The following is a 19,617-nucleotide window of genomic DNA, read 5'->3' as shown; positions in this document are numbered from 1 at the left end:
GGGGGCGGCCCAGGGCCCACCGGTCGCTCCGGTCGTACCCGGTGCCTCCGGCGGCACGGGCCCACCAGCCGCTTCGGGCGCGTGCGGCGGCACGGGCCCACCGGCCACTGCCGGCGCGCCCGGGGCTTCGGGCGCGTGCGGCGGCACGGGCGCGTCGGGGACGACGCGGCCGTCTTCCGTCGCGCTCCCCTCGCCGCCCGACCCGGTGTGCCGGGGCGGGTCGTGGCCGGGAGGGCCGTTCCGGGTCACACAGTCAGGATGCGCCCGGTGGGGGTCGCGGCGCACTCCGGTGCGGGGTCGTCCGTCCTGTCAGGTGGTGGTCCGGCGTGAGCTATGTTGTGCGCAATTGGGACGAGAAGGAGGCGGATCGTGCCATCAGTGCCATCCGGGCAGCAGGCACGCGCGCAGGCGGCCGCGATCACGCCGGGGCTGCAGGCCCCGGAGTCGGAGCGGACGCCGGCCGAGCGGGTGCGGGCCCTGTTCACCGGCCACCGGCTGTCGCCGGGCCAGCGGCGGATCGCGCAGTACCTGGTGGACCATCTGACGGAGGCCGCGTTCCTGTCGATCACGGACCTCGCCGAGCGGGCCGGAGTGAGCCAGCCGTCGGTGACCCGGTTCGCGACCTCGCTCGGGTACGCGGGGTTCCCCGCGCTGCGGGAGGCGCTCCAGCCGATCGCGCTCAGCGCCGTCGCGGGGGCGGGCGACTCTCGGGAGGAGATCCGGCGCAACGAGCTCCAGGCGGCCATCGACGCGGAGATCGAGAACCTGGAGAGCCTGCGACGGGTTCTGGCCGATCCCGGCCAGGTGCTGGAGGTGGGACGGCGGCTGGCTCATTCCGTTCCCTTGACGGTGGTGGGGCTGCGGATCTCGGCGTCGCTCGCGGAGTACTTCGCCTACGCGGCGCGACGCATCCACCCCGATGTGCGGGTGGTGGCGCGGGGCGGGAGCGTCGCGTACGACACGCTGCTCCAGGCGCGGGAGGCGGGCGGTTCCTGGGTGCTGGCGTACGCGATGCCGCGGCACGCGAACGAGACGCTGGCGGCCGTGCGGGCGGCGCGGAGCACGGGGCTGCGTGTGGCGCTCGTCACGGACCTGACCATGGGACCGCTGGTGGAGGAGGCGGACGTGACGCTGACCGCGCCCGCGGGAGCGCGGCTCGTGTTCGACTCGTACGCGGCGCCGGGAGTGCTGTCGGCGGCGCTGCTCCAGGCGATGGCGGATGCCGAACCGGAGCGCACGCAGGCGCGGTTGGAGGGATACGAGCAGGTCGCGATGCAGCACGACTTCTTCATCGACGACTGATGCCGCAGGTCGGCGCGGGCGGTTCGCCCGGCGTCGCGGTGGATGGTTTCGGCGGCCCGGCACGGCGGGGCGGCGCCGATTTTTTTCGGCCACCGGCGAGCATGAAACTTTTCATGCCCTTGCTTACTCAACAGTATATATATTTACTGCTCGCACGGCACCGCCGCTCCGGCAAGGCGCGGCCCGGTGCCCGCTGACCGAACACAGATGGGCGGCGCTCCCTCCTCGCGCCGCCCTGCGTGTTCGCTGCCGGGTGTTCCCGCTCTCCCCTGCGGGCACCCGTGGCGGCCCCGGTCTACCCCTGGGCCGGGGCCGCCGAACCTTCTCTCGCTCAGCCGGCCGCCGTCGCGGCCAGCCTGGCCCGTGCGGCCGCGAGCGCGTGCTCCAGCTTCCGGGTGCCGGTCGTCACGCAGAGCGTGTACGTCACGTCGTCCAGGCGGCGTTGCAGATCCGGCGCGATCGCGCACTCCTGCGCGGCGGCGCAGAGGGATTCGTACCGGGCAACGAGCTCTCGAAGCACAGCGGGATGCGCCAACAGCATGGGCGTACCTGCCTTTCCGACGCCATGAGGTGAGAGGGGAGAACGGCGACGCGCGTCTCCCTTGGGGGTGGTGGTGCGAAGAAGTGCCGGCTGAAACGGCGGCGTCCCGGACCGGGACATCGCCCCCGCGCGGGATATGCCCGCACTGACCGACCTTCACACGACATTGTGATGCAACCGTGATGGATTCGCCCTGCGGAACGCCGGGCAGTGTGACAAGTCGTGCGCGTGGTACTCGTGCGCCATGGACGTGAACCCCATCGAGATGCAGAAGAACCTGGGCGGCGTCAGCTACCCCGCCTCCAAGGACGAGATCGTCCGGCAGGCAGAGGAGCACGGCGCCAGCAAGAAGGTCATGGACGCCCTGAAGTCCATGCCCGACAAGGAGTACGACTCCCCCGCGGCGATCAACAAGGAGGTCGGCAAGGGTTCGTGACACATCCGGTCCATCCCCCGACGGCGCCGCCCCGCCTCACACGGGGCGGCGTGCCATGACCAGGCGGCAGCGGGGCGCACCGTCCTCGCGCACGCCCAGCGCGGGCAGCGCCGCGAGCTTCACGGCGAAGCCCGCCCGGCGCAGTCCGGCGGTCACGTCGGGCAGCCGGAAGGTCCGGTGGTACATCACGAAGCGCGGCCGCCACAGCGCGTTGCGCACCCGCATCGCCGTGTCGAAGCCCCACAGCGTCCAGTACGCCGACGAGCCGACCACCGGCGGCGCCACCACGGGGAACGCGAACAGCCCGCCCGGCCGCAGCGCCCCGTGCACGCGCGCGAAGAGGCCCGGCCGCTCGGCGGGCAGGAAGTGCCCGAACGCCCCGAAGCTCACCACGAGATCGAACTCCGTACGGAACGGCAGCTCCCGTACGTCGGCGCGCACCCACTCCGGGTCCGGGCCGCCCGCGCGGGGCGGGTGGGCGGCCCGCGCCCGGGCGAGCATCCCGGCGCTGAGGTCCACCCCGGTCACCCGCTCCCGGCACAGCTCCCGCAGGAGGCCCGTACCGGCCCCGGTCCCGCAGCACAGGTCCAGTCCGGCCCGGAAGGGCGCCAGGGGGCGCAGGGCGTCCGCCACGGCGTCCAGAACGGTGTCGGGCGTGCGGAAGGGCGTCGCGTCGAACGCGGGGGCGAGCAGGTCGTAGCCGCGCTCCACGGAGGAGAGCGCCTGCACGGCCAGCTCCCTCAGGCTCGGCCCGCCGGGGGTGAAGAACACGCTGCCGACCCTAGCGTCCCGGGCTCACAGAGGGTCGGCGTCCAGGGCGTCCAGGAACACCTCGGCGCCGCGCCCCGAGTCGTACGAGCCGGGGCCCGGGGGCGGCTGCTCCGCCCAGATGACCTTGCCCTGGCCGGTATAGCGGGTGCCCCACCGCTCGGCCAGCTGGGCGACGAGGAACAGCCCGCGTCCGCCCTCGTCGGTGCTCGCCGCGTACCGCAGGTGCGGCGAGGTGCTGCTGCTGTCGGACACCTCGCAGATCAGGCCCCGGTCGTGGATGAGCCGGACGTGGACGGGAGCGGAGCCGTACCGGATCGCGTTGGTGATCAGCTCGCTGAGGATCAGCTCCGTCGTGAACGCCATCTCGGACAGGCCCCACGCGTCGAGCCGCTCGGCGGCGGCGGTCCGCAGCCCCGACACGGCCTCAGGGTGGAACGGCACGTCCCAGTCGGCGACGCGCTCCGGGCCGAGGACCCGGGTGCGGGCGATCAGCAGCGCCACGTCGTCCTTGGGGTGGGCGGGCAGCAGCGCCTCCAGGACGGCGCGGCAGCTCTCCTCCGGGGTGCGGTCGGGGTGGGCGAGGGCTGTGCGCAGCAGCTCCAGGCCCACGTCGATGTCGCGGGTCCGGTCCTCGATCAGCCCGTCCGTGTAGAAGACCAGCTGACTGCCCTCGGCCAGCTCCAGCTCGGCCGTCTCGAACGGGATGCCGCCGAGCCCGAGCGGCGGTCCGGCGGGCAGGTCGGGGAACTCGACGGCGCCGCCCGGGTGGACCAGCGCGGGCATCGGGTGCCCGGCCCTGGCGAGCGCGCAGTGCCGCGTCACCGGGTCGTACACGGCGTACAGGCAGGTCGCGCCGGTCATGCCGGTGCCGCCGTCGGGGTTGCCGCCCGCCTCCGCCTCGTCCTGGTCCACCCGGCCCACGAGGTCGTCGAGGCGGCCGAGCAGCTCGTCGGGCGGCAGGTCCAGGGTGGAGAAGTTGTGGACGGCGGTACGCAGCCGGCCCATCGTGGCGGCGGCGTGCAGGCCGTGCCCGACGACGTCGCCGACGACGAGCGCGACCCGGCTGCCGGGCAGCGGGATGACGTCGAACCAGTCGCCGCCCACCCCGGACTTGGCGGGCAGGTACCGGTGGGCGACCTCCACGGCGCTCTGCTCCGGCAGGGCCCGGGGCAGCAGGCTGCGCTGGAGGGTGACGGCCATGGCGTGCTCGCGCGTGTAGCGGCGGGCGTTGTCGATGGCGACGGCGGCCCGGGCGACCAGCTCCTCGGCGAGGGCGACGTCCTCGTCCTCGAACGGCTCCGGCTTCTCGGACCGCCAGAAGTTGGCGACGCCCAGGACGACACCGCGCGCCTTGAGCGGCACGGTGATCAGCGAGTGGATGCCGTACGCGACGATCGCCCCGGCACGCTCGGGGTCCTGCGCCTGCCAGCCGGGCGCCTGCGACAGGTCGGTGACGAGTTCGGCGCGCCCGGAGCCGAAGCCGCGGGCCTGCGGGGTGGACGCGACGAAGTCGATCACGCGGTCCACGGGGTAGAGCGGGTGGTCGTCGCGGATGCCGCGGGAGGCGGTGCGGCGCATGGCGCTGCTGGTGCCGCTGGGCTCCTCGCCGCGCAGCACGGGGTCGGCGAGGTCCACGGTGACGAAGTCGGCGAAGCGGGGTACGGCCACGTCGGCGAGCTCCTCGGCGGTGCGGGCCACGTCGAGGGTGGTGCCGATGCCGACACCGGCGTCGTACAGCAGGTTGAGGCGTTTGCGGGCGACCTGGGCGCGGCCGGACAGGGCCCTCAGCTCGGTCGTGTCGCGGATGGTGACGACGGTGCCGCCGTGCCCCCCGTACGGGTCGGTGGGGCGCTGGTTGACGGCGAGGAGCAGCCCGGCCGCCGGGACGACCTCGTCGGTGGCGAGGCGGCCGGAGCACATCAGGTCCGCCATCCGGGGGTCGAGGCCGGGCAGCTCGGAGACGTGCCGCCCCTCGGCGTCGGGCGGCAGTCCGAGGAGCCGTACCGCCTCGTCGTTGGCGAGGACGAGGCGGCCGTCGGCGCCGACGATGACGACACCCTCGCGGACGGCGTGGAGGACGGCGTCGTGGTGTTCGTACACCCGGGTCATCTCGGCGGGGCCGAGCCCGTGGGTCTGGCGGCGCAGTCGGCGGGTGACGAGCGCGGTGCCGGCGGTGGCGACGGCGAGGCCGGCGGCGCTGGTGCCGAGGATGACGGGAAGCTGCCGGTTGACGACGCCCGTGACGTTCTGCACCTTCAGCCCGGCGGAGACGAGGGCGACGACCTGGCCGTCCGGGTTGGTGACGGGCACGACGGCCTGGACCTCGTCGCCGAGGGGCCCGTCCACGCGCTCGGTGTGGACCTTGCCCGCCAGGGACGGCACGATGGTGCCGACGAACCGCTGGCCGATGAGCTCCGGCTGGGGGTGGCTGTAGCGGATGCCGTTGACGTCCATGACGACGAGGAAGTCGACCCCGGCCTTCTTGCGCGCCGTCTCCGCGACCGGCTGGAGCACCTCGGCCGGGTCGGGCCGCTCCAGGGCCGCCAGCAGGCCGGGCCCGTGCGCGAAGGTCTGCGCGACGGCGACGGACCGGTTGCGGGCCTCGCGGTCGCCGTCGTACCGCGACTGGAGCAGCAGGGCGAGGAGCGCCCCCAGCACCAGCAGCACGACCAGCGCCACCTGCAGGACGAACACCTGTCCGGCGACGCTGCGTGGACGCCTTTCGGCCAGCGACCGGACCGAGGCGCCCCGGAACCGGTCGGAAAAGTTGACCACGCTCATTTGTAACACTGTCGCCCATGTCGGGCGCCAGTGCGGAAGCAGTCGCCGTGGCGGTCACCGCCGCCCGAGGGCGCCGCCGCTCCCCCCGGGGGCGTCGCCGAGGGCGTCACCGCCGTCACCGCGCCTTGAGCCTCCGGACGCGCGCCTCCTCAGCGGGGAACGGGCGGCCAGGCACCGGGTCTCCTCGTCCGGTTCGACGGGCGCGTCCTCGTCGTCGTCCGCGCGGATCACGCGCAGGGTGCATTTCCGGCCGTCCTGGCGCGGGTATGGTCCCCCAAAGGCCGGCGTGTGGGTGACTGGGGGCGCAGCGTGGCCAGATGGGAGTTCGAGGAGCGGGGCGTGCTCATCCGGCGGGGGTGGCGCCAGTTGACGACGGCGGGCCGGGTCCGGGTGGCGGAGGGCCGGCTGACGCTGCTGAACAGCAGGGGCAGCGAGATCGACAGCGCGCCGCTGTCGGAGGTGCGGGTGGTGGAGCCCTGGTACGTGCCGCGGGGGGTGGTCCGGGCGGTGCTCGGCGGGACGGCGTACGTGCTGCGGCTGGCGCCGTCGCGGGCCCGGGACGTGGCGGAGGCCGCGCACCGGGCCCGCGGGTAGCGTGGCGGCAGGACCGGTCAGAGGCCGATGGGGATGGCGGGCAGGTCCTCCCACACCTGCCGCAGTTCGGTGTAGCGGCGGTCGGGCAGCTGCTCCAGGACCTGGCGGACCTCGGGACGGGCGCCCGCGGCGGCGATCAGCAGATCGCTGCGGCTGACCGCGCCGTTGGCGAAGACTGCTGCCAGGTGGTCGGCGATCTCGGTGCGTGTGACGTCGTCAGCCATGGCTCTCCTGTGTGAGCGCGCGTGAAGGTGGCGGCGTGTGGTGCGCGAAGGTCGGTGCGGCCGCGTCGGGGCGGCTCCCGCGCCGCCCCTGGCCGTACGGCGGCGGGGGTCGGCGAGCGGCACCAATCTAACGCGGGCGCGGAGTCCGAAGGCAAGTCACGACAGCGCCGTGAGCAGCGGGTTGCCCGAATTCCACGCGCCGTACGGAACCCGACGGACTCCGGTCGCCGGGCGTTAACCCGTGCATCATGTGAGAGCCCGGGACCGCTGTCGCGGCGTGAGGGTACGATCGCGCTGGGTGACGGGGTTCGAGGCGGGGACGCGGCGGGAGGACGGCGGCCATGTCGACGGTGACGCGGCAGGAGATCACCGCGTGTACGCGGGGGGCGTTCGGTTCGGGCTGGGTCGGCAGGGACGACCTGTGCGCCGCGGCGCGTGCGGCGGGTGCCCGGCCGGAGGCGGTCGCGCTGCTGGCGGGGCTCTCGCCGCACGTACGGGTGTGCGGCCTCTCGGACCTGCTGCTGCTCCTGCCGCAGCTGCCGGACGGCGCGCCGCCGGAGCCCGGGGTCGGCGAGCAGCACCACACGGCGGGCGGCGGGGCGCGGTCGTAGAGCCCGGGGCGGCGGGGCGGGGCGGCAGGGGGTCGGGGCGGCAGCGTGGGGCCGTTGCGCGGGGTGCGGTGTGGCCGGGGGGTGGGGCCGGCCGGGCGCCCGCCCAGCGGATTGGGACGCCCGGCCCCGGGTGCGGGGGTCCGGGGGCGTTCCGGGCGCCGGGCCTGGAGTGCCGTGCGTGTCGGGCGTGCCGGGTGTCAGGGGCGTGGGGGTGCCACGGCGGAGAGGCCCGCCGGGGAGACCGGGGTCGTGTCGCCGCCCGAGCCGGACGGCTGGCTGAGGACCGCGGTGAGGACGAGCCCGACGACGGCGACCACGACGGCCACCAGGGCCAGGACCTTGCGCCAGTCCCTGGGCCTGTCGCTCCCCCGCCCGACGTCGCCGTCCCCGTTGGTGACGGGGCGCGGGGTGTCGCGGGCGGGCCGCTCGTGCGGGGCGGCGCCAGGGGCGGGACCGGGACTCTCCGGGCCCTCGGCGAGCTGCCGGGCGAGCGCCGACATGCGGGCGTCCAGAGCGGGGTCCTCGCGCGCGAGGGTCCGCTCGATCTCGGCCAGAAGGCGGTCCTCGTTCCTCCCTGCCATGCCGATCATCTCCCGATGCGACGTGGTGGTACCCGTTGCCCTCTGCCGTGTACCCGCCCAGCGCCCGAGTGCTCCTCCCGATGACCGGGTTCCGGGCTCCGGGTTCCGGGGGAGTCACGGCTCGCGGGGCTCGGGCCGTTCGTGGACCTGCCGGGGGACGATCTCGACCGGGCAGTGGGCGTGGTGCAGCAGCGCGTGGACGGTGTGCCCGACGCTCCGGCCGATGCCGAGCGGCGGGCGGTGCGCGCCGACGGCGACGAGGTCCGCCTCACGGGACGCCTGGACGAGGAGGCCCGCGGTGGAACGGCCGCCCTCCACCTCGGTGGTGACGGTCAGCCTGGTGAACTCGGCGCGCAGCGCGTCGGCGAGCTCGTGCATCTCGTGGACCCGCCGCTGGGCGATGCCGTCGATGTCGTCGAGCATGGTCAGCGCCGTCCCGACGTGGGAGAGCGGGTTCCACACGTTGAGGAGGCGCAGGGAGGCGTGGCGCAGCAGGGCCTCGCGGGCGACGTGCCGCACCCACGGGTGGTCGTGCTCGTCGCGTACGCAGGCGACTACGGTCCCGGTCGCGGCGTGGTCTCGTTCGCCGCGCACCACGACGACGGGCACCTGGGCGTGGGAGGCGACGCCCAGGCCGACGGAGCCGAGGAGCAGTTCACCGAAGCCGCCGAGGCCGCGGTGGCCCACGACGATGGTGCCCTCGGTGCCCGCCTCGTCGTGCAGGGCCCGTACCGGGTCGCCGGGGCTGAGGCGGCGCACGAGGGTCACGTCGGGGAACCTTCCGGAGACCGTGCCGGCCGTCTCGGCGAGCAGGTCGTGGCCGACGGCGCGGGCCCGTTCGGCGCTGTCGTCGGTGGAGCGGCCCTCCGTACCGGTGGCGTGCACCAGGTGCAGGGCCTGCCTGCGCCGGTACGCCTCGCCCGCGGCCCACAAGGCGGCGCCCCTGGCCTGGGCGGAGCCGTCCACACCGACGATGACCGGCCCCTTGGTGGCGTCGTGGTTCATGGCTCCTCCTGAAGGCGCGAGGACCGGGCCGTGCGCCGGGTCGCGGGGGCGGGCGGTCAGGTGCCGCGCGGGCCCTCGGACCGGTGCGTGTGGCGGACGAGGATGCGGCGGCCGGTGACGCGGGACGGGGCGACCGCGACCCACAGGTCCCGTTCGCCGCCTGCCCAGGGCGTCGTGAACGCCCGCTGCTCGAGCGCGCCGACCGCGCCGGGTTCGGTGACGGCGCGGGCGGGGCCGACGAGGAGGACGCTCCAGCCCCGGCTGAACGCCTCGTCGATGTGGTCCACCTCGAAGGCGACCTCGCCGCCCGCGGCCTTGCCGGGGAGCGACTCGGGCGCCGTGCGGAACGCGACCTCGCCCTCGGCGACGACGTAGTTGACGGGCAGGATGGCGGGGCCCTCGTGGGTGGTGACGGCGACGCGGCCCACGCCATGGGTGCCCAGCAGCATCCAGCACTCCTCGGAGCCGAGCTCGACCAGCTCCGGGTGGTACGCCGCGTGTCCGACGCCGGACGGCAGGTCGGCGTCGCCTCCGCTGAGGGCGCCGACGGTGGTCTCCAGCGCGTCGGCGAGCCGCAGCAGGAAGCCCATGCCGGGGACGGCGGCCTGCTCCTCCAGGTACTGGATGTAGCCGGGCGCGGAACCCGCCCGCAGGGCGACGTCCTCGCGGGTCAGCCCCAGCTGTTCGCGGCGGGCGGCGACGCGGCGGCCGATGTCGCCCCTGTGATGCTCGGGTCCGGGCATGGAATCACGGTAGTCGGGACGACCGGGGGCCGCATGGCGGAGCCGTCCGGGCCGGGGGTGAGTAGGCTCGAAAGACACCGTCGTACCGGGTGGGTGCGCGGCCGGGGCCGGTCGGCCCTCCCCCGGGACCCGGTCGGCCCTGCCGTCCGGTGGCGCGGCGGACGACGCTTGGTGCGCCGGTTCACCAGGAGGTTCACATGACCAGAGCGCCGAGGATCAACGCCCTGCCGGCTCCGCACCGGGAGCGGCTGATGGCCCTCTCCCGGGAGGTAGCCTTCGAGCCGGGGCACCGGCTGTTCGACGAGCGACAGTCGGCGGACCAGTTCTGGATCATCCGGACGGGCGCCGTCAACCTGGACTCGCGGCTGCCGGGCAGCCCGCGCCCGGCCGTGATCGAGATGCTCGGCCACGGCGAGCTGGTCGGCCTGTCGTGGATGTTCCCCCCTTACGAGTGGGAGCTGGGCGCGGAGGCGATGAGCCTGGTGCGCGCCCACGAGTTCGACGCGGCGGCGGTGCGGGCGCTGTGCGAGGCGGAGACCGCGTTCGGGTACGCCCTGACGCAGTGGGTGGGGCAGGTGCTCTCGCACCGGCTCCAGGCGACGCGCGTACGGTTGCTCGACATGTACGCCCCGCACGGCAGCGGCGTCGTCCTCTGAGGGCGGCGCGGGCCGGGACGGGCGGTGTGGCTCGTACGCGCCGGGAGACGCCGTACGCGCCGTGGCGTGCTGGGCGCCGGGGCCCCGCGTCCCGCATCCTCGGGTGTGAGGGCCCACGGAAGGGGACGACGAACGATGAGGCACCGCAGCGTGGCCGATCTGATGACGCCGGAGGCCGTGGCCGTGCAGCCCGGCACCTCCTTCAAGGAGATCGCGCGGCTGCTGGACGAGTACGGGATCACCGCCGTTCCCGTGGTGGACGAGGACGAGCGGCCGGTCGGGGTCGTCTCGGAGGCCGACCTGCTGCGCCGGCGCACCTCGGGGGCCCAGGGCCCCAGTACGGCGGAGGGGCTGATGTCCAGCCCGGCCGTGGTGGCGCGCCCGGAGTGGAGCGCCGTCGAGGCGGCCCGGGTGATGGAGCGGCAGCACATCAAGCGGCTGCCCGTGGTGGACGCCACGGGGCGGCTCATCGGGGTGCTCAGCCGCAGTGACCTGATCCAGCTGTTCCTGCGGCGGGACCGGGCGATCCAGGAGGAGATCCTGGAGGACGTGGTGACCCGCACGCTGGGGCTGCCGCCGTCCGCCGTGACCGTGGACGTCAACGACGGGACGGTCACGCTCAGCGGCACCCTGGAGCGCAGGAGCCTCGTCCCGATCCTGGTGCGGCTGTGCGAGACGGTGGACGGTGTCGTGGCGGTGGACGACCGGCTCGCGTACGAGAGCGACGACACGGAGACGGGGGCGCTGGCCACCTGAGAGGGCCCGGCGGCCGCGCGTCCCGGCCGGCCCCGCCCCCGCGCCGGAGGCCTTGCGCCGGAGGCCTTGCGCCGGAGGCCTTGCGCCGGAGGCCGCCCGGCGGGCGTCAGAGCCCGGCCGGGCGGCCTCGCTTCGTGTAGGACGGCGTGTACGGACGGGCCGCGGCGCGGTCAGCGGGCCGGGGCCGACCAGCCGTACGGCGCCTCCCGTTCCTCCTCGTCGGCCATCCCGGCTCCCGCCTCGCCGATGTCCTTGTACGCCAGGCGCATCAACTGCCGGGCCAGATCGCTCATCGCGCGGCTGGCGGCCAGCTCGTCGCCGATCAGCGGGACGTCCTCGTCCTCCGGGTTGCGCCGGGCGGAGCCATGGCCGGTGATCTTCGACTTGCCGGTGTCGAGGACGGCACGCGCCTCGGTGCTGCCCTCGTCCTCCAGCAGGTCCATGTTGATCTTCCACTCCAGCGTCCGGGTCATGATGTGCCTCCTCGACGCGTCGGACGGCGGTGGACCGATGGGGCACCGGTCCTCCTTCCAGGGTCCACCCGACCGGCCCTCCGGGACGACCCGGGAGGGTGCCGGCCGGGCCGCGCCGGCGGACGGCCGAACTGGGGCTACCAAGCGCCCGGCCCGCGTTTCGGGGACCGGCGGGCCGGGAAGTCGGGCCTACCGGCCCATGCCCCGTGGCGAAGGGCCAGCTCACAATGGCCGGAGCAGCACGACGCCGCGACGTATGGAGGAAGACCCATGGCGCAAGCCCCGATGACCCGAGCGATCACGGCGGGAGTGGACGGCTCCCCCGAGAGCCTCGCCGCGGCCGGCTGGGCGGCGCGCGAGGCCGCGCTGCGCGGGCTCCCCCTGCGGCTGGTCCACGCCTGGCTGTGGCAGCCCCTCGACGTGCCGATCGCGCAGGACAGGGAGGCGGAGGCGCGGCGCGCGCAGGCCCTCCTCGACGAGGCGGAGGCCGAGGTGCGCCGGCTCCACCCGGACGTGCTGGTGACCACCCGGCTCGTCTCGGACACGCCGGTGCCTGCGCTGCTGGAGGCGGCCGAGTCCGCCGAGATGCTGGTGCTCGGTTCGCGCGGGCACGGGGCGCTCCTCGGGTTCCTGCTCGGCTCCTACGGGCAGCAGGTGATCGCCGCCTCGGCGCGCCCGGTGGTGGCGGTGCGGGCCCGGCGGGACGACGAGACCGGCGCGGCGGGCGCCCGGGCGGGCGAGATCGTGGTCGGGCAGCAGGGCGGGCGCGAGGAGAGCGAGGCGGTGCTCGGCTTCGCGTTCGAGGAGGCGGCGGCCCGGGGTGTCGGGGTGCGCGCCGTACGGGCGTGGAGCCTGCCGTCGCTGTACGCGTACAGCCCCGGGTCGCTGGCGCTGGCCGACGAGGCGGGCGGCCTGGAGCCGTTCGAGCGCAAGGCGCTGGCCGACGCGCTGGCGCCGTGGCGCGAGCGGTACCCGGACGTGCCGGTGACGGAGCACGTCGAGCTGGGCAGCGGCGGTCAGGTGCTGCTGTCGGTCGCCACGGGCGCCGGGCTCGTCGTGGTCGGCCGCCGGGTGGGGAACGCCCCGTTCGGGCCGCGGATCGGGTCGGTGGCGCACGCGGTGCTGCACCACGCGCCCGGCCCGGTGGCGGTCGTCCCGCACGAGTGAGCCGCCGCGCGATTACCGGCGGGCTCGCGGGGAGCGCGGGTACGAGCCCGGGGTGGCACGCTGGTCGTGGTGGCACCACCGGTCCGGTCGATCCTGGAGGGCGTACTGCCATGGTCCGCTACGTGTACGACTTCGACGGGGGCGGCCGGGACCGGGCCGGGCTGCTCGGCGGCAAGGGCGCCGACCTGGCCGAGATGGCCCGCCTGGGGCTGCCCGTACCGGCCGGGTTCACCGTGTCGACGGAGGCGTGCCGGGTGTACGCCGGGACGGGTGCCCCGCCGCCGGGGCTGTACGGCGAGATGGCGGACCACCTGGCGCGGCTGGAGCGGGCGGCCGGGCGGCGGCTCGGGCAGGTGGACGACCCGCTGCTGCTCTCGGTGCGGTCCGGGGCCAGGTTCCCGGTGCCCGGCGTGCCGGAGACGGTCCTCGACGTGGGGCTGAACGAGTACGCGGTGCTGGGCCTGGCGAAGTCCCCGGCGCGCGAGCGGTTCGCCTGGGACTCGTACCGCCGCCTGGTCGAGCGGTACGGGACCGCCGTGATGGGCGTGGAGCCGCAGCTGTTCGCGCGGGTCAGGCACCGGGTGGAGGAGCAGCACCACGTGGCGGACGAGCGGCTGGACGCCTGCGACCTGATCCGGGTCGTGGAGACGTACAAGGACCTCGTCAAGGAGCGGACGGGCGAGGACTTCCCGCAGGACCCGGCGGAACAGCTGCGCCGGGCCGTGGACGCCGCGTTCGCGTCGTGGAACTCCGGTCGGGCGCGGGAGCTGCGGCGTCGCGCCGGTGTGCCGGACGACCTGGGTACGGCGGTGACCGTGCAGACGATGGTGTTCGGCAACCGCGGCACCGACTCCGGCAGCGGCGTCGCCCGCACCCGTGACCCGGAGACGGGCGCGCCCGGCGCGTCGGGTGCCTACCTTCCGGACGCGCAGGGCGAGGACCTGACCGCGGGGGTGCGGGAGCCGCTGCCGCTGGAGGAGCTGGAGCGGCTCGCCCCGGAGGCGTACGCGCGTCTGCTCGCGCACCTGGAACGGCTGGACGAGCACTACGGTGACGTGTGCGCCGTGGAGTTCACCGTCGAGCGCGGCACGCTGTGGATCCTGGGCGTGCGCCCCGGTGACGCGGGCACTGCGGCCGGTCCCGCCTGACGTCCCGTCAGCTCTCGTCCCGGTTGAGCCGCTCCTCGTCGAGGAGGTGCTGGACGGCCATCGCCGCCGTCGTCAGGCCCAGACGGTCGAGCACGGTCGCGCTCTCCAGCAGGATGACGTCGGCCAGTACGGCCATCTCCGTGCCCAGCCGGTCCCGTTCGGCCAGCTCTCGCGGGGTCGCGGCGAGGCGCAGTTCCTCGACCCCGGCGGCCAGGGCCTCGCGCCGCCGCTCCAGTTCCGCGAGGGCGCGGACGCACCGCGTGATCTCCTCGTCGCTCACATCGCTCACATCGCTCATCGCCGATCCCGTCGCCGTGCCGTTCCCGTGCCCGTTCCCGTGCCCGAGCCCATGCCGCAGCCGCCTGCCGCTGGCCCCGGGCACCGGGTCTCGGGAAGGAAGAGGGCGTACGGGGCGTGGAGGTTACGGCGCGGGCGGGATCGGGCCGGTTCCGTGCGGTCACAGGAGCCGGGCCGTCGTGTCGGCGGCCATCAGCGCGGCGACGGCCAGCAGCCCGTACCCGAGGATCCGGCGGAGCAGTGCGGCCGGGACCCTGGCCGCGAGACGCCGCCCGTCCCAGGCGGCGAGCACCGCCGCGCCGGTGAACGGGGCGACTACCGCCCAGTCCACGGGGGCGGCGGTTCCCGCGCGTGCGGTGAGCGCGGCGAGCGCGTTGACGGTGACGACGAGCAGGCCGGTCGCCACCGCCGCACGCATGCGCAGACGGGTCAGGGCGACGAGGGCGGGTACGGCGAGGAAACCGCCGCCGACGCCCAGGAACCCGGTCAGCGCCCCCACCCCGGCCCCGGCCCCGACGGCCCGCAACGGCCGCGTACGGTGCGCGCCGGACCCGGTGCGCCCGCCGTCGCCGTCGCCCTCCTCGGGCACCGGGCGGAGCATGCGGAGGGCGGCGAGGACGGCGACGGCCGCGAACGCCGCCGTCAAAACGGGTCGGGGCACGTCGGCCGCCAGGGACGCGGTGAGCGCGGCGGGCCCCGCGCCGGCCGCCGCGAACAGCAGCCCGGCCGTCCAGCGCACCTGCCCGTCGCGGGCGTGGCCGTACAGGGCCGTGGCCGAAGTGACGGCGACGATGACCAGACTCGCGGTGGCGGCCTCGACCGGGGCGAAGCCGAGCAGATAGACCAGCGCGGGGACGGCGAGCACGCCGCCGCCCCCGCCGAGCGCCCCCAGCGCCAGTCCGACGACGGCGCCGGCGGCGAGGGCCAGGACGAGTACGGTCACGCTATCGAGCCGCTGTTCCCGTGTTCGTCCACGACCGGGTAACCGGCCCGCGCCCAGGCGTGCATGCCGCCCTCCACGTCCACGGCGTGCGCCCCGCGTTCGGCGAGGACCCGCGCGGCCTTCTGGGAGCGCTGCCCGGAACGGCAGATCACCACCGCCTCCCGCCCCCGTACGGCTGCCGGGACACGGTCGTCGGCGAGCAGCGCGGAGAGCGGCACGTGCACGGCGCCCGGCGCGTGTCCGGCGCGCCACTCGTGGTCCTCCCGTACGTCGAGGAGTACCGCGCCGCCGTCCGCTCCGGACCGCGCCTGGCGGGCCGTCACCCGCGGGCAGGCGGGGTGTACGACGGGGAGCCCCGCGCCCGCCGCCGCGTCGAAGGCGTCGTCCACGGCGACCACCTCGCGGCCCGCCGCGTCGAGCATGGACGCGGCGATGGCGGCCCGCATCCCGGCCGCGCAGTGCACCCACACGGTCCCGGCGGGGAGTTCGGCGGCGCGGTGCCGCAGCTGGTGCAGGGGGATGTGCAGCGAGCCCTCGAGATACCCGGCGGCCCGCTCGGTGTCGCGCCGCACGTCGAGGACGACCGTGCCGCGCGGATCGGCGTCGAGCGCGCGGGCGAGCCCGGCGAAGGTGCCGACCTCGTACGCGCGCAGCGCCTCGCCGTCGCGCACCCAGCCGCGCGGGTCGCCGGTGGCCGCGGCGGCGGGGCGGTCGATGCCGACGCGGACGAGTTCGCGCTGCGCGGCGGCGATCCGTTCCGGTGACTCGGCGAGCAGGGTGACGGGCCTGCCGGGCGGGATCAGCCAGGCGAGGTACGTGGCGAGCTGGCCGCCCGCCTCGACGTTGAACGATCCGGCGACATGGCCGCGCGCGAAGGCGACCCGGCCGCGCAGGTCCACGACCCACTCCCCCGCCGCGAGCCGCACCCCCCCCCCCGCCGCGAGCCGCGCGGCGATCTCGTCGGCGTCGGCCACGGCGGGCGGGGTGAGGTCGACGGGCGCCGGGCCCCGGGCGTTGCGGGGCGCCATGTGGGCGTAGTAGGCGGGGACGGCGTCGAGTCCGGCGAGCAGGTCGGCGACGAACGTGTCGGCGTCCTTGGCGAAGGCGTCGTTGCCGGTCTTCTCCGCGCCGATGGTCGAGGGGCCGGTGTGTGCTCCGGTGGGGGCGGAGGCGCAGAAGCTGCCGAAGCCGTGGGTGGGCAGCACGGCGGTGTCGTCGGGGAGTTCGGCGGCGAGGCGGTGCGCGGAGGCGTACTGGGCGCGGGCGAGGCGCTCGGTGAGCCGGGGCTCCACCAGGTCGGGGCGGCCGACGGTGCCGATGAGGAGGGAGCCGCCGGTGAACGCGGCGACGGGCGTGCCGGAGTCCTCCAGGACGTACGCGGTGTGGTGCGGGGTGTGCCCGGGGGTGGCGAGGGCGCGCAGGGTGAGCGCGGCGTCCACGGGGGTGCGGTCGCCGTCGTGGACGGGGACGTGCGGGAAGGAGGCGCCCGCCCCGGCGGGGACGAGGTAGGCGGCGCCGGTGAGGCGGGCCAGGTCGAGGCCCCCGGAGACGTAGTCGTTGTGGATGTGGGTCTCCACCACATGGGTGAGGCGGACTCCTCGGGCGGCGGCCGCGGCGATGACGCGGTCCACGTCGCGCGGCGGATCGACGGCGACGGCGTGCTCCGCACCTCCCGCCAGATAGCAGCGGTTGCCGAGCCCTTCGGTCGCGATGGTGTCGACGAAGAACACGAGCGCCCTCCTTTCGGCGTTTCCGGGTCGCGGAAATGACGGCGGGGCACGCGTGCGGGTGTGGGCACGGGTACCCCGGGGGCATCGTTCGCGGGGGCGGCGGCGCGGCACAAGGGGAGAACGAGCCGTACGGGCCCGGTGAGGCCGGGACCGTGACGGCCGCACCGCGTGGGCGCCCCCCATCCCGGCCGAGCCCCCGCCCGGGACGACACGGCCCGGCCGGGCCCCGGGCGGGGGGCTCGGCCGGGCCTGTCGGCGTGCGTGGTGCGGGGGTCAGCCCTGGCGGGGCGTGACGACCATGGGGACGCGGTCGGGGTGGGCTACTGCGGAGGGCACCTCGCGGGGGGTGTGCCCCGGCACGGGCCGCAGCTGCCACTTGGCGAGGATGGTCGCCAGGGCGATCGTCGCCTCGGTCCAGACGAACGCGTCGCCGATGCACTTGCGGTTGCCCGCGCCGAACGGGATATACGACTGCCGGTCGATGGAGGTGCGGCGCTCCGGGAGCCAGCGGTCCGGGTCGAACCGGTCCGGGTCCGGGTACAGGTTCGGGTCGCGGTGCATGGCGTACAGGCTGAACGCGACCTCGGCGCCCTCGGGGATGTGGTGGCCGCCCAGCTCGACGGGCGCGGTGGCGCGGCGCATCAGCATGGTGACGCCGTGCAGGCGGATCACCTCGTCCAGGACGCGCCGGACGGCGACCAGCCTGGGCACGTCGCCGACCTCCACGGGCCGGTCGCCGACGACCTCCCGGATCTCGGCGACGAGTTCGGCCTCGACGTCCGGACGCTGGGCCAGTTCGTGGAAGGTCCAGGCCAGGGAGGAGGCGGTGGTCTCGGCCCCGGCGAAGAGGATGGTGCTCAGCTCGTCGCGGACCTCGGCGTCGGTCAGCGAGTCACCGGTCTCCTCGTCGCGGGCGGCCAGCAGCACCGACAGCAGGTCGTTGTGGCCGGTCTCGCCGGAGCGGCGCGTGGTGGCGATGACCTCGTCGATGACCCGCCGCAGCCGGGCGGAGGCGGCGTCGAAGTCGCGGTTGGCGCGGATCGGCAGCCGGTCGAGGAGCTTGGGGGACGCGGCCCGTACGAGCATGTTCTTCAGGACGACGGGGAGGTTCTCGCGGACCGCCTCGACCGCCGGGAGACCGATGTCGGTGGAGAACAGGGTCTTGGCGAGGGTCTCGACGGCGTATCCGGCCATCGCCCGCTCCAGCTCGATCTCCTGGCCCGGCTGCCACGAGTCCGCCAGTTCACGGGCGTTGTCGCTCATGACCTGCGCGTACATCTGAATGCGCTGCGGGTGGAACATCGGCTGGATCAGCCGCCGGTGCATGCGGTGCACCTCGCCGTTGGCCGTCGCCAGGCCGTTGCCCGCGAGGGGGCGCAGCCGGTCGAACAGCCGGCCCTTCTCGAAGCTGCGGGCCTGGCGGACGGTCACCTCGTTGATGAGCTCCGCCGAGGTGACCACGTAGACGGGCATGGTGCCCAGGCGGACCTGGACGATGTCGCCCGCCTGCCGCAGGGACTTCAGGAAGCCGAGCGGGTCGCGCCACAGCCTCCAGGCGTGCCCGAGGAGCGGTACGGCCCCGGGGGCGCGGGGAACGGTCTGGGAACCAACTGTCACCACTGACACCGAAGAATCCTTTGCTCTAGTTCCGCGCGGTCCGGTGCACGGGCAGGGTGGCGTGCGCGTCCCCGCCCGGGGCGAGCAGGTTCCACCACCAGGAGACCGCGGGGATGCCGAGCGGCTCCTCGCTGTCGTCCACGGGCGTGTCGCGGAAGTGGGCGGGCATGCTCGCGGGGTCGTCCGGGGTCGTGTACCTGACGGAGCTGACGCCCCAGTCCTGGGCGCCGCGGATGAAGCTGCCGAGGGTGCGCAGGTACTGGCGGAGCTGCGGGCTGCCCTGTTCGGCTAGGGCCTCGGTGAGGCGCATGTAGAGGCACATGACGCGGTCACGCTGCGAGATGGCGACGTCGAGCGCCTGCTCCGGCGTCATGCCCTCGTGCTGCTCCAGGACGCGCAGCACGTTGAGGTAGTAGCCGGTGGCGCTCTTCTCCTTCTTCTCCTTGTGGTACGAGAAGATGTCGTTGTCCCAGGTGATGATGAAGGACGCCATCTCGGTGGCGGCGCGGACGGCCGTGCGGTCGCGCTCGTGGGGCTGGAGCTCGTAGCCGTGGCCCATCTCCAGCATGGGCAGTACGACGGTGGTGGCGCCGTCGTAGATCCGCATCAGCGTGTAGTCGTTGAGGTCCGGCACGGTGCCGGCGCTGCGGTGGCCCGATTCCCACACGACGGAGAAGAAGTACTCGCGCAGCGCGTCCACCCAGCGGGCGGCCTGGCCGGGGGTGCCGTAGCGGTCCACCCGCAGCCGCAGGTCGCGCAGGCCGGCGGCGAGCGGGTCGTCCCCCAGCATCGGCACCTCGGGGTTCTGCGCGATCCTCAGCAGGCGGTGCAGCTCCCCGGCGAGTTCGCCGGGGCGGCGGCCCAGCTCGCCCTCCTCGCAGTGGCCGTCGTCCACGCCGAACAGCCAGAGGATGAAGTCCGCGAGGAGCGAGACGACCTCTTCACGGCCCTCGGGGAGGATGCGCGCGGAGAAGGTTCCGATGGCCTGAGAGACCAGCCTCCCCCGCAGCTCATCCGATCCGATGCGGTACGTCTCCGCCCAGGCCGCCGTCAGGACGTCGGCCTCCACGTGGCAGGGATGGATTGCCGACGGAATAGGGGTGAAGATCGGCGGCACTATCAGACCGGGCCCCACTACGGCCTCCTCTCGTCGCGGTGCGACGTGTGTGCATGGCTCAAGAAGGCGTCGGAAAACGCCACTTGTGACACGGAAATGATCAACTATGGCGCATAGTAGTCAT

Annotated in this window: 21 protein-coding genes and 1 pseudogene; 9 read left to right on the top strand and 13 right to left on the bottom strand. The window is 74.8% G+C overall.

What is annotated here, in order from left to right; genetic code table 11:
* The first annotated feature begins 378 nt into the window (after window positions 1–378).
* Window positions 379–1,302: a MurR/RpiR family transcriptional regulator gene (locus J116_RS26700; protein ID WP_023590147.1), complete on the top strand. Its 924-nt coding sequence runs from the start codon at window positions 379–381 to the stop codon at window positions 1,300–1,302.
* Window positions 1,302–1,499: a hypothetical protein gene (locus tag J116_RS29775; protein WP_139140512.1), complete on the top strand. Its 198-nt coding sequence runs from the start codon at window positions 1,302–1,304 to the stop codon at window positions 1,497–1,499. The genes J116_RS26700 and J116_RS29775 overlap by 1 nt, the downstream gene beginning before the upstream one ends.
* 134 nt (window positions 1,500–1,633) lie before the next feature.
* Here J116_RS29775 and J116_RS26695 read toward each other — a convergent pair whose 3' ends face one another.
* Window positions 1,634–1,822: a DUF5133 domain-containing protein gene (locus J116_RS26695; protein ID WP_235617391.1), complete on the bottom strand. Its 189-nt coding sequence runs from the start codon at window positions 1,820–1,822 to the stop codon at window positions 1,634–1,636.
* Between the two features lie 265 nt (window positions 1,823–2,087).
* Between J116_RS26695 and J116_RS26690 the strand changes: the two genes are divergently transcribed.
* Entirely contained in the window at window positions 2,088–2,279 is a 192-nt protein-coding gene (locus tag J116_RS26690; protein ID WP_023590145.1) for a DUF2795 domain-containing protein, read from the top strand.
* 36 nt (window positions 2,280–2,315) lie between these two features.
* Here J116_RS26690 and J116_RS26685 read toward each other — a convergent pair whose 3' ends face one another.
* Both J116_RS26685 and J116_RS26680 read right to left on the bottom strand, forming a co-directional pair.
* Window positions 2,316–3,050, bottom strand: coding sequence for a class I SAM-dependent methyltransferase (locus J116_RS26685; RefSeq protein WP_023590144.1), 735 nt, complete (start codon window positions 3,048–3,050; stop codon window positions 2,316–2,318).
* A gap of 24 nt (window positions 3,051–3,074) precedes the next feature.
* Entirely contained in the window at window positions 3,075–5,831 is a 2,757-nt protein-coding gene (locus tag J116_RS26680) for a SpoIIE family protein phosphatase/ATP-binding protein (protein WP_051203626.1), read from the bottom strand.
* Between the two features lie 309 nt (window positions 5,832–6,140).
* Here J116_RS26680 and J116_RS26675 point away from each other — a divergent pair, with 309 nt between their 5' ends.
* Window positions 6,141–6,425, top strand: a complete 285-nt coding sequence (locus tag J116_RS26675; RefSeq protein ID WP_023590141.1) for a hypothetical protein — start codon at window positions 6,141–6,143, stop codon at window positions 6,423–6,425.
* Window positions 6,426–6,442: 17 nt separating this feature from the next.
* Here J116_RS26675 and J116_RS26670 read toward each other — a convergent pair whose 3' ends face one another.
* Entirely contained in the window at window positions 6,443–6,649 is a 207-nt protein-coding gene (locus J116_RS26670; RefSeq protein WP_023590140.1) for a DUF2795 domain-containing protein, read from the bottom strand.
* A 341-nt stretch (window positions 6,650–6,990) separates the two neighbouring features.
* Between J116_RS26670 and J116_RS26665 the strand changes: the two genes are divergently transcribed.
* Window positions 6,991–7,260 carry a hypothetical protein gene (locus J116_RS26665; RefSeq protein ID WP_023590139.1) on the top strand — a complete coding sequence of 90 codons (270 nt, stop codon included), beginning with the start codon at window positions 6,991–6,993 and terminating at the stop codon, window positions 7,258–7,260.
* 197 nt (window positions 7,261–7,457) lie between these two features.
* Here the strand turns inward: J116_RS26665 and J116_RS26660 are convergent, their stop codons facing one another.
* From J116_RS26660 to J116_RS26650, 3 genes are all read right to left on the bottom strand, one after another.
* Entirely contained in the window at window positions 7,458–7,841 is a 384-nt protein-coding gene (locus J116_RS26660; RefSeq protein WP_028964567.1) for a DUF3040 domain-containing protein, read from the bottom strand.
* Between the two features lie 114 nt (window positions 7,842–7,955).
* The gene (locus tag J116_RS26655; protein ID WP_023590137.1) at window positions 7,956–8,846 is read right to left on the bottom strand and encodes a universal stress protein; all 891 of its coding nucleotides are present in this window, start codon (window positions 8,844–8,846) and stop codon (window positions 7,956–7,958) included.
* A 56-nt stretch (window positions 8,847–8,902) separates the two neighbouring features.
* Window positions 8,903–9,589, bottom strand: coding sequence for a helix-turn-helix domain-containing protein (locus J116_RS26650; protein WP_023590136.1), 687 nt, complete (start codon window positions 9,587–9,589; stop codon window positions 8,903–8,905).
* A gap of 197 nt (window positions 9,590–9,786) precedes the next feature.
* Here J116_RS26650 and J116_RS26645 point away from each other — a divergent pair, with 197 nt between their 5' ends.
* Both J116_RS26645 and J116_RS26640 read left to right on the top strand, forming a co-directional pair.
* Complete coding sequence (locus J116_RS26645; protein ID WP_023590135.1) at window positions 9,787–10,245, top strand: cyclic nucleotide-binding domain-containing protein; 459 nt, start codon at window positions 9,787–9,789, stop codon at window positions 10,243–10,245.
* Window positions 10,246–10,380: 135 nt separating this feature from the next.
* Complete coding sequence (locus tag J116_RS26640; protein WP_023590134.1) at window positions 10,381–11,001, top strand: CBS domain-containing protein; 621 nt, start codon at window positions 10,381–10,383, stop codon at window positions 10,999–11,001.
* A 170-nt stretch (window positions 11,002–11,171) separates the two neighbouring features.
* Here the strand turns inward: J116_RS26640 and J116_RS26635 are convergent, their stop codons facing one another.
* Window positions 11,172–11,474, bottom strand: coding sequence for a DUF1876 domain-containing protein (locus J116_RS26635; RefSeq protein WP_023590133.1), 303 nt, complete (start codon window positions 11,472–11,474; stop codon window positions 11,172–11,174).
* A gap of 285 nt (window positions 11,475–11,759) precedes the next feature.
* Here J116_RS26635 and J116_RS26630 point away from each other — a divergent pair, with 285 nt between their 5' ends.
* Window positions 11,760–12,641: a universal stress protein gene (locus J116_RS26630; protein WP_023590132.1), complete on the top strand. Its 882-nt coding sequence runs from the start codon at window positions 11,760–11,762 to the stop codon at window positions 12,639–12,641.
* Between the two features lie 110 nt (window positions 12,642–12,751).
* Window positions 12,752–13,759 (top strand): annotated as a pseudogene (locus J116_RS26625) (PEP/pyruvate-binding domain-containing protein); the annotation flags it as partial.
* 37 nt (window positions 13,760–13,796) lie between these two features.
* On the opposite strand, the gene J116_RS26620 reads toward J116_RS26625, so the two are convergent.
* The 5 genes from J116_RS26620 to J116_RS26600 form a co-directional block, all read right to left on the bottom strand.
* A complete protein-coding gene (locus tag J116_RS26620) occupies window positions 13,797–14,087 on the bottom strand; it encodes a hypothetical protein (protein WP_139140511.1) in 291 nt (96 codons plus the stop codon).
* Window positions 14,088–14,246: 159 nt separating this feature from the next.
* Window positions 14,247–15,029, bottom strand: coding sequence for a sulfite exporter TauE/SafE family protein (locus tag J116_RS26615; protein WP_028964564.1), 783 nt, complete (start codon window positions 15,027–15,029; stop codon window positions 14,247–14,249).
* Window positions 15,026–16,759 (bottom strand): MBL fold metallo-hydrolase, encoded by a 1,734-nt coding sequence (locus J116_RS26610; RefSeq protein WP_023590131.1) that lies wholly within the window; start codon window positions 16,757–16,759, stop codon window positions 15,026–15,028. The genes J116_RS26615 and J116_RS26610 overlap by 4 nt, the downstream gene beginning before the upstream one ends.
* A 273-nt stretch (window positions 16,760–17,032) precedes the next feature.
* The gene (locus J116_RS26605) at window positions 17,033–18,379 is read right to left on the bottom strand and encodes a cytochrome P450 (protein ID WP_023590130.1); all 1,347 of its coding nucleotides are present in this window, start codon (window positions 18,377–18,379) and stop codon (window positions 17,033–17,035) included.
* 22 nt (window positions 18,380–18,401) lie between these two features.
* Complete coding sequence (locus tag J116_RS26600) at window positions 18,402–19,511, bottom strand: selina-4(15),7(11)-diene synthase (protein ID WP_023590129.1); 1,110 nt, start codon at window positions 19,509–19,511, stop codon at window positions 18,402–18,404.
* Window positions 19,512–19,617: the final 106 nt, after the last annotated feature.

It is taken from the genome of Streptomyces thermolilacinus SPC6 (genome assembly GCF_000478605.2).
Lineage (GTDB): Bacteria > Actinomycetota > Actinomycetes > Streptomycetales > Streptomycetaceae > Streptomyces > Streptomyces thermolilacinus.
This window is presented reverse-complemented; position numbering and strand designations above follow the sequence as displayed.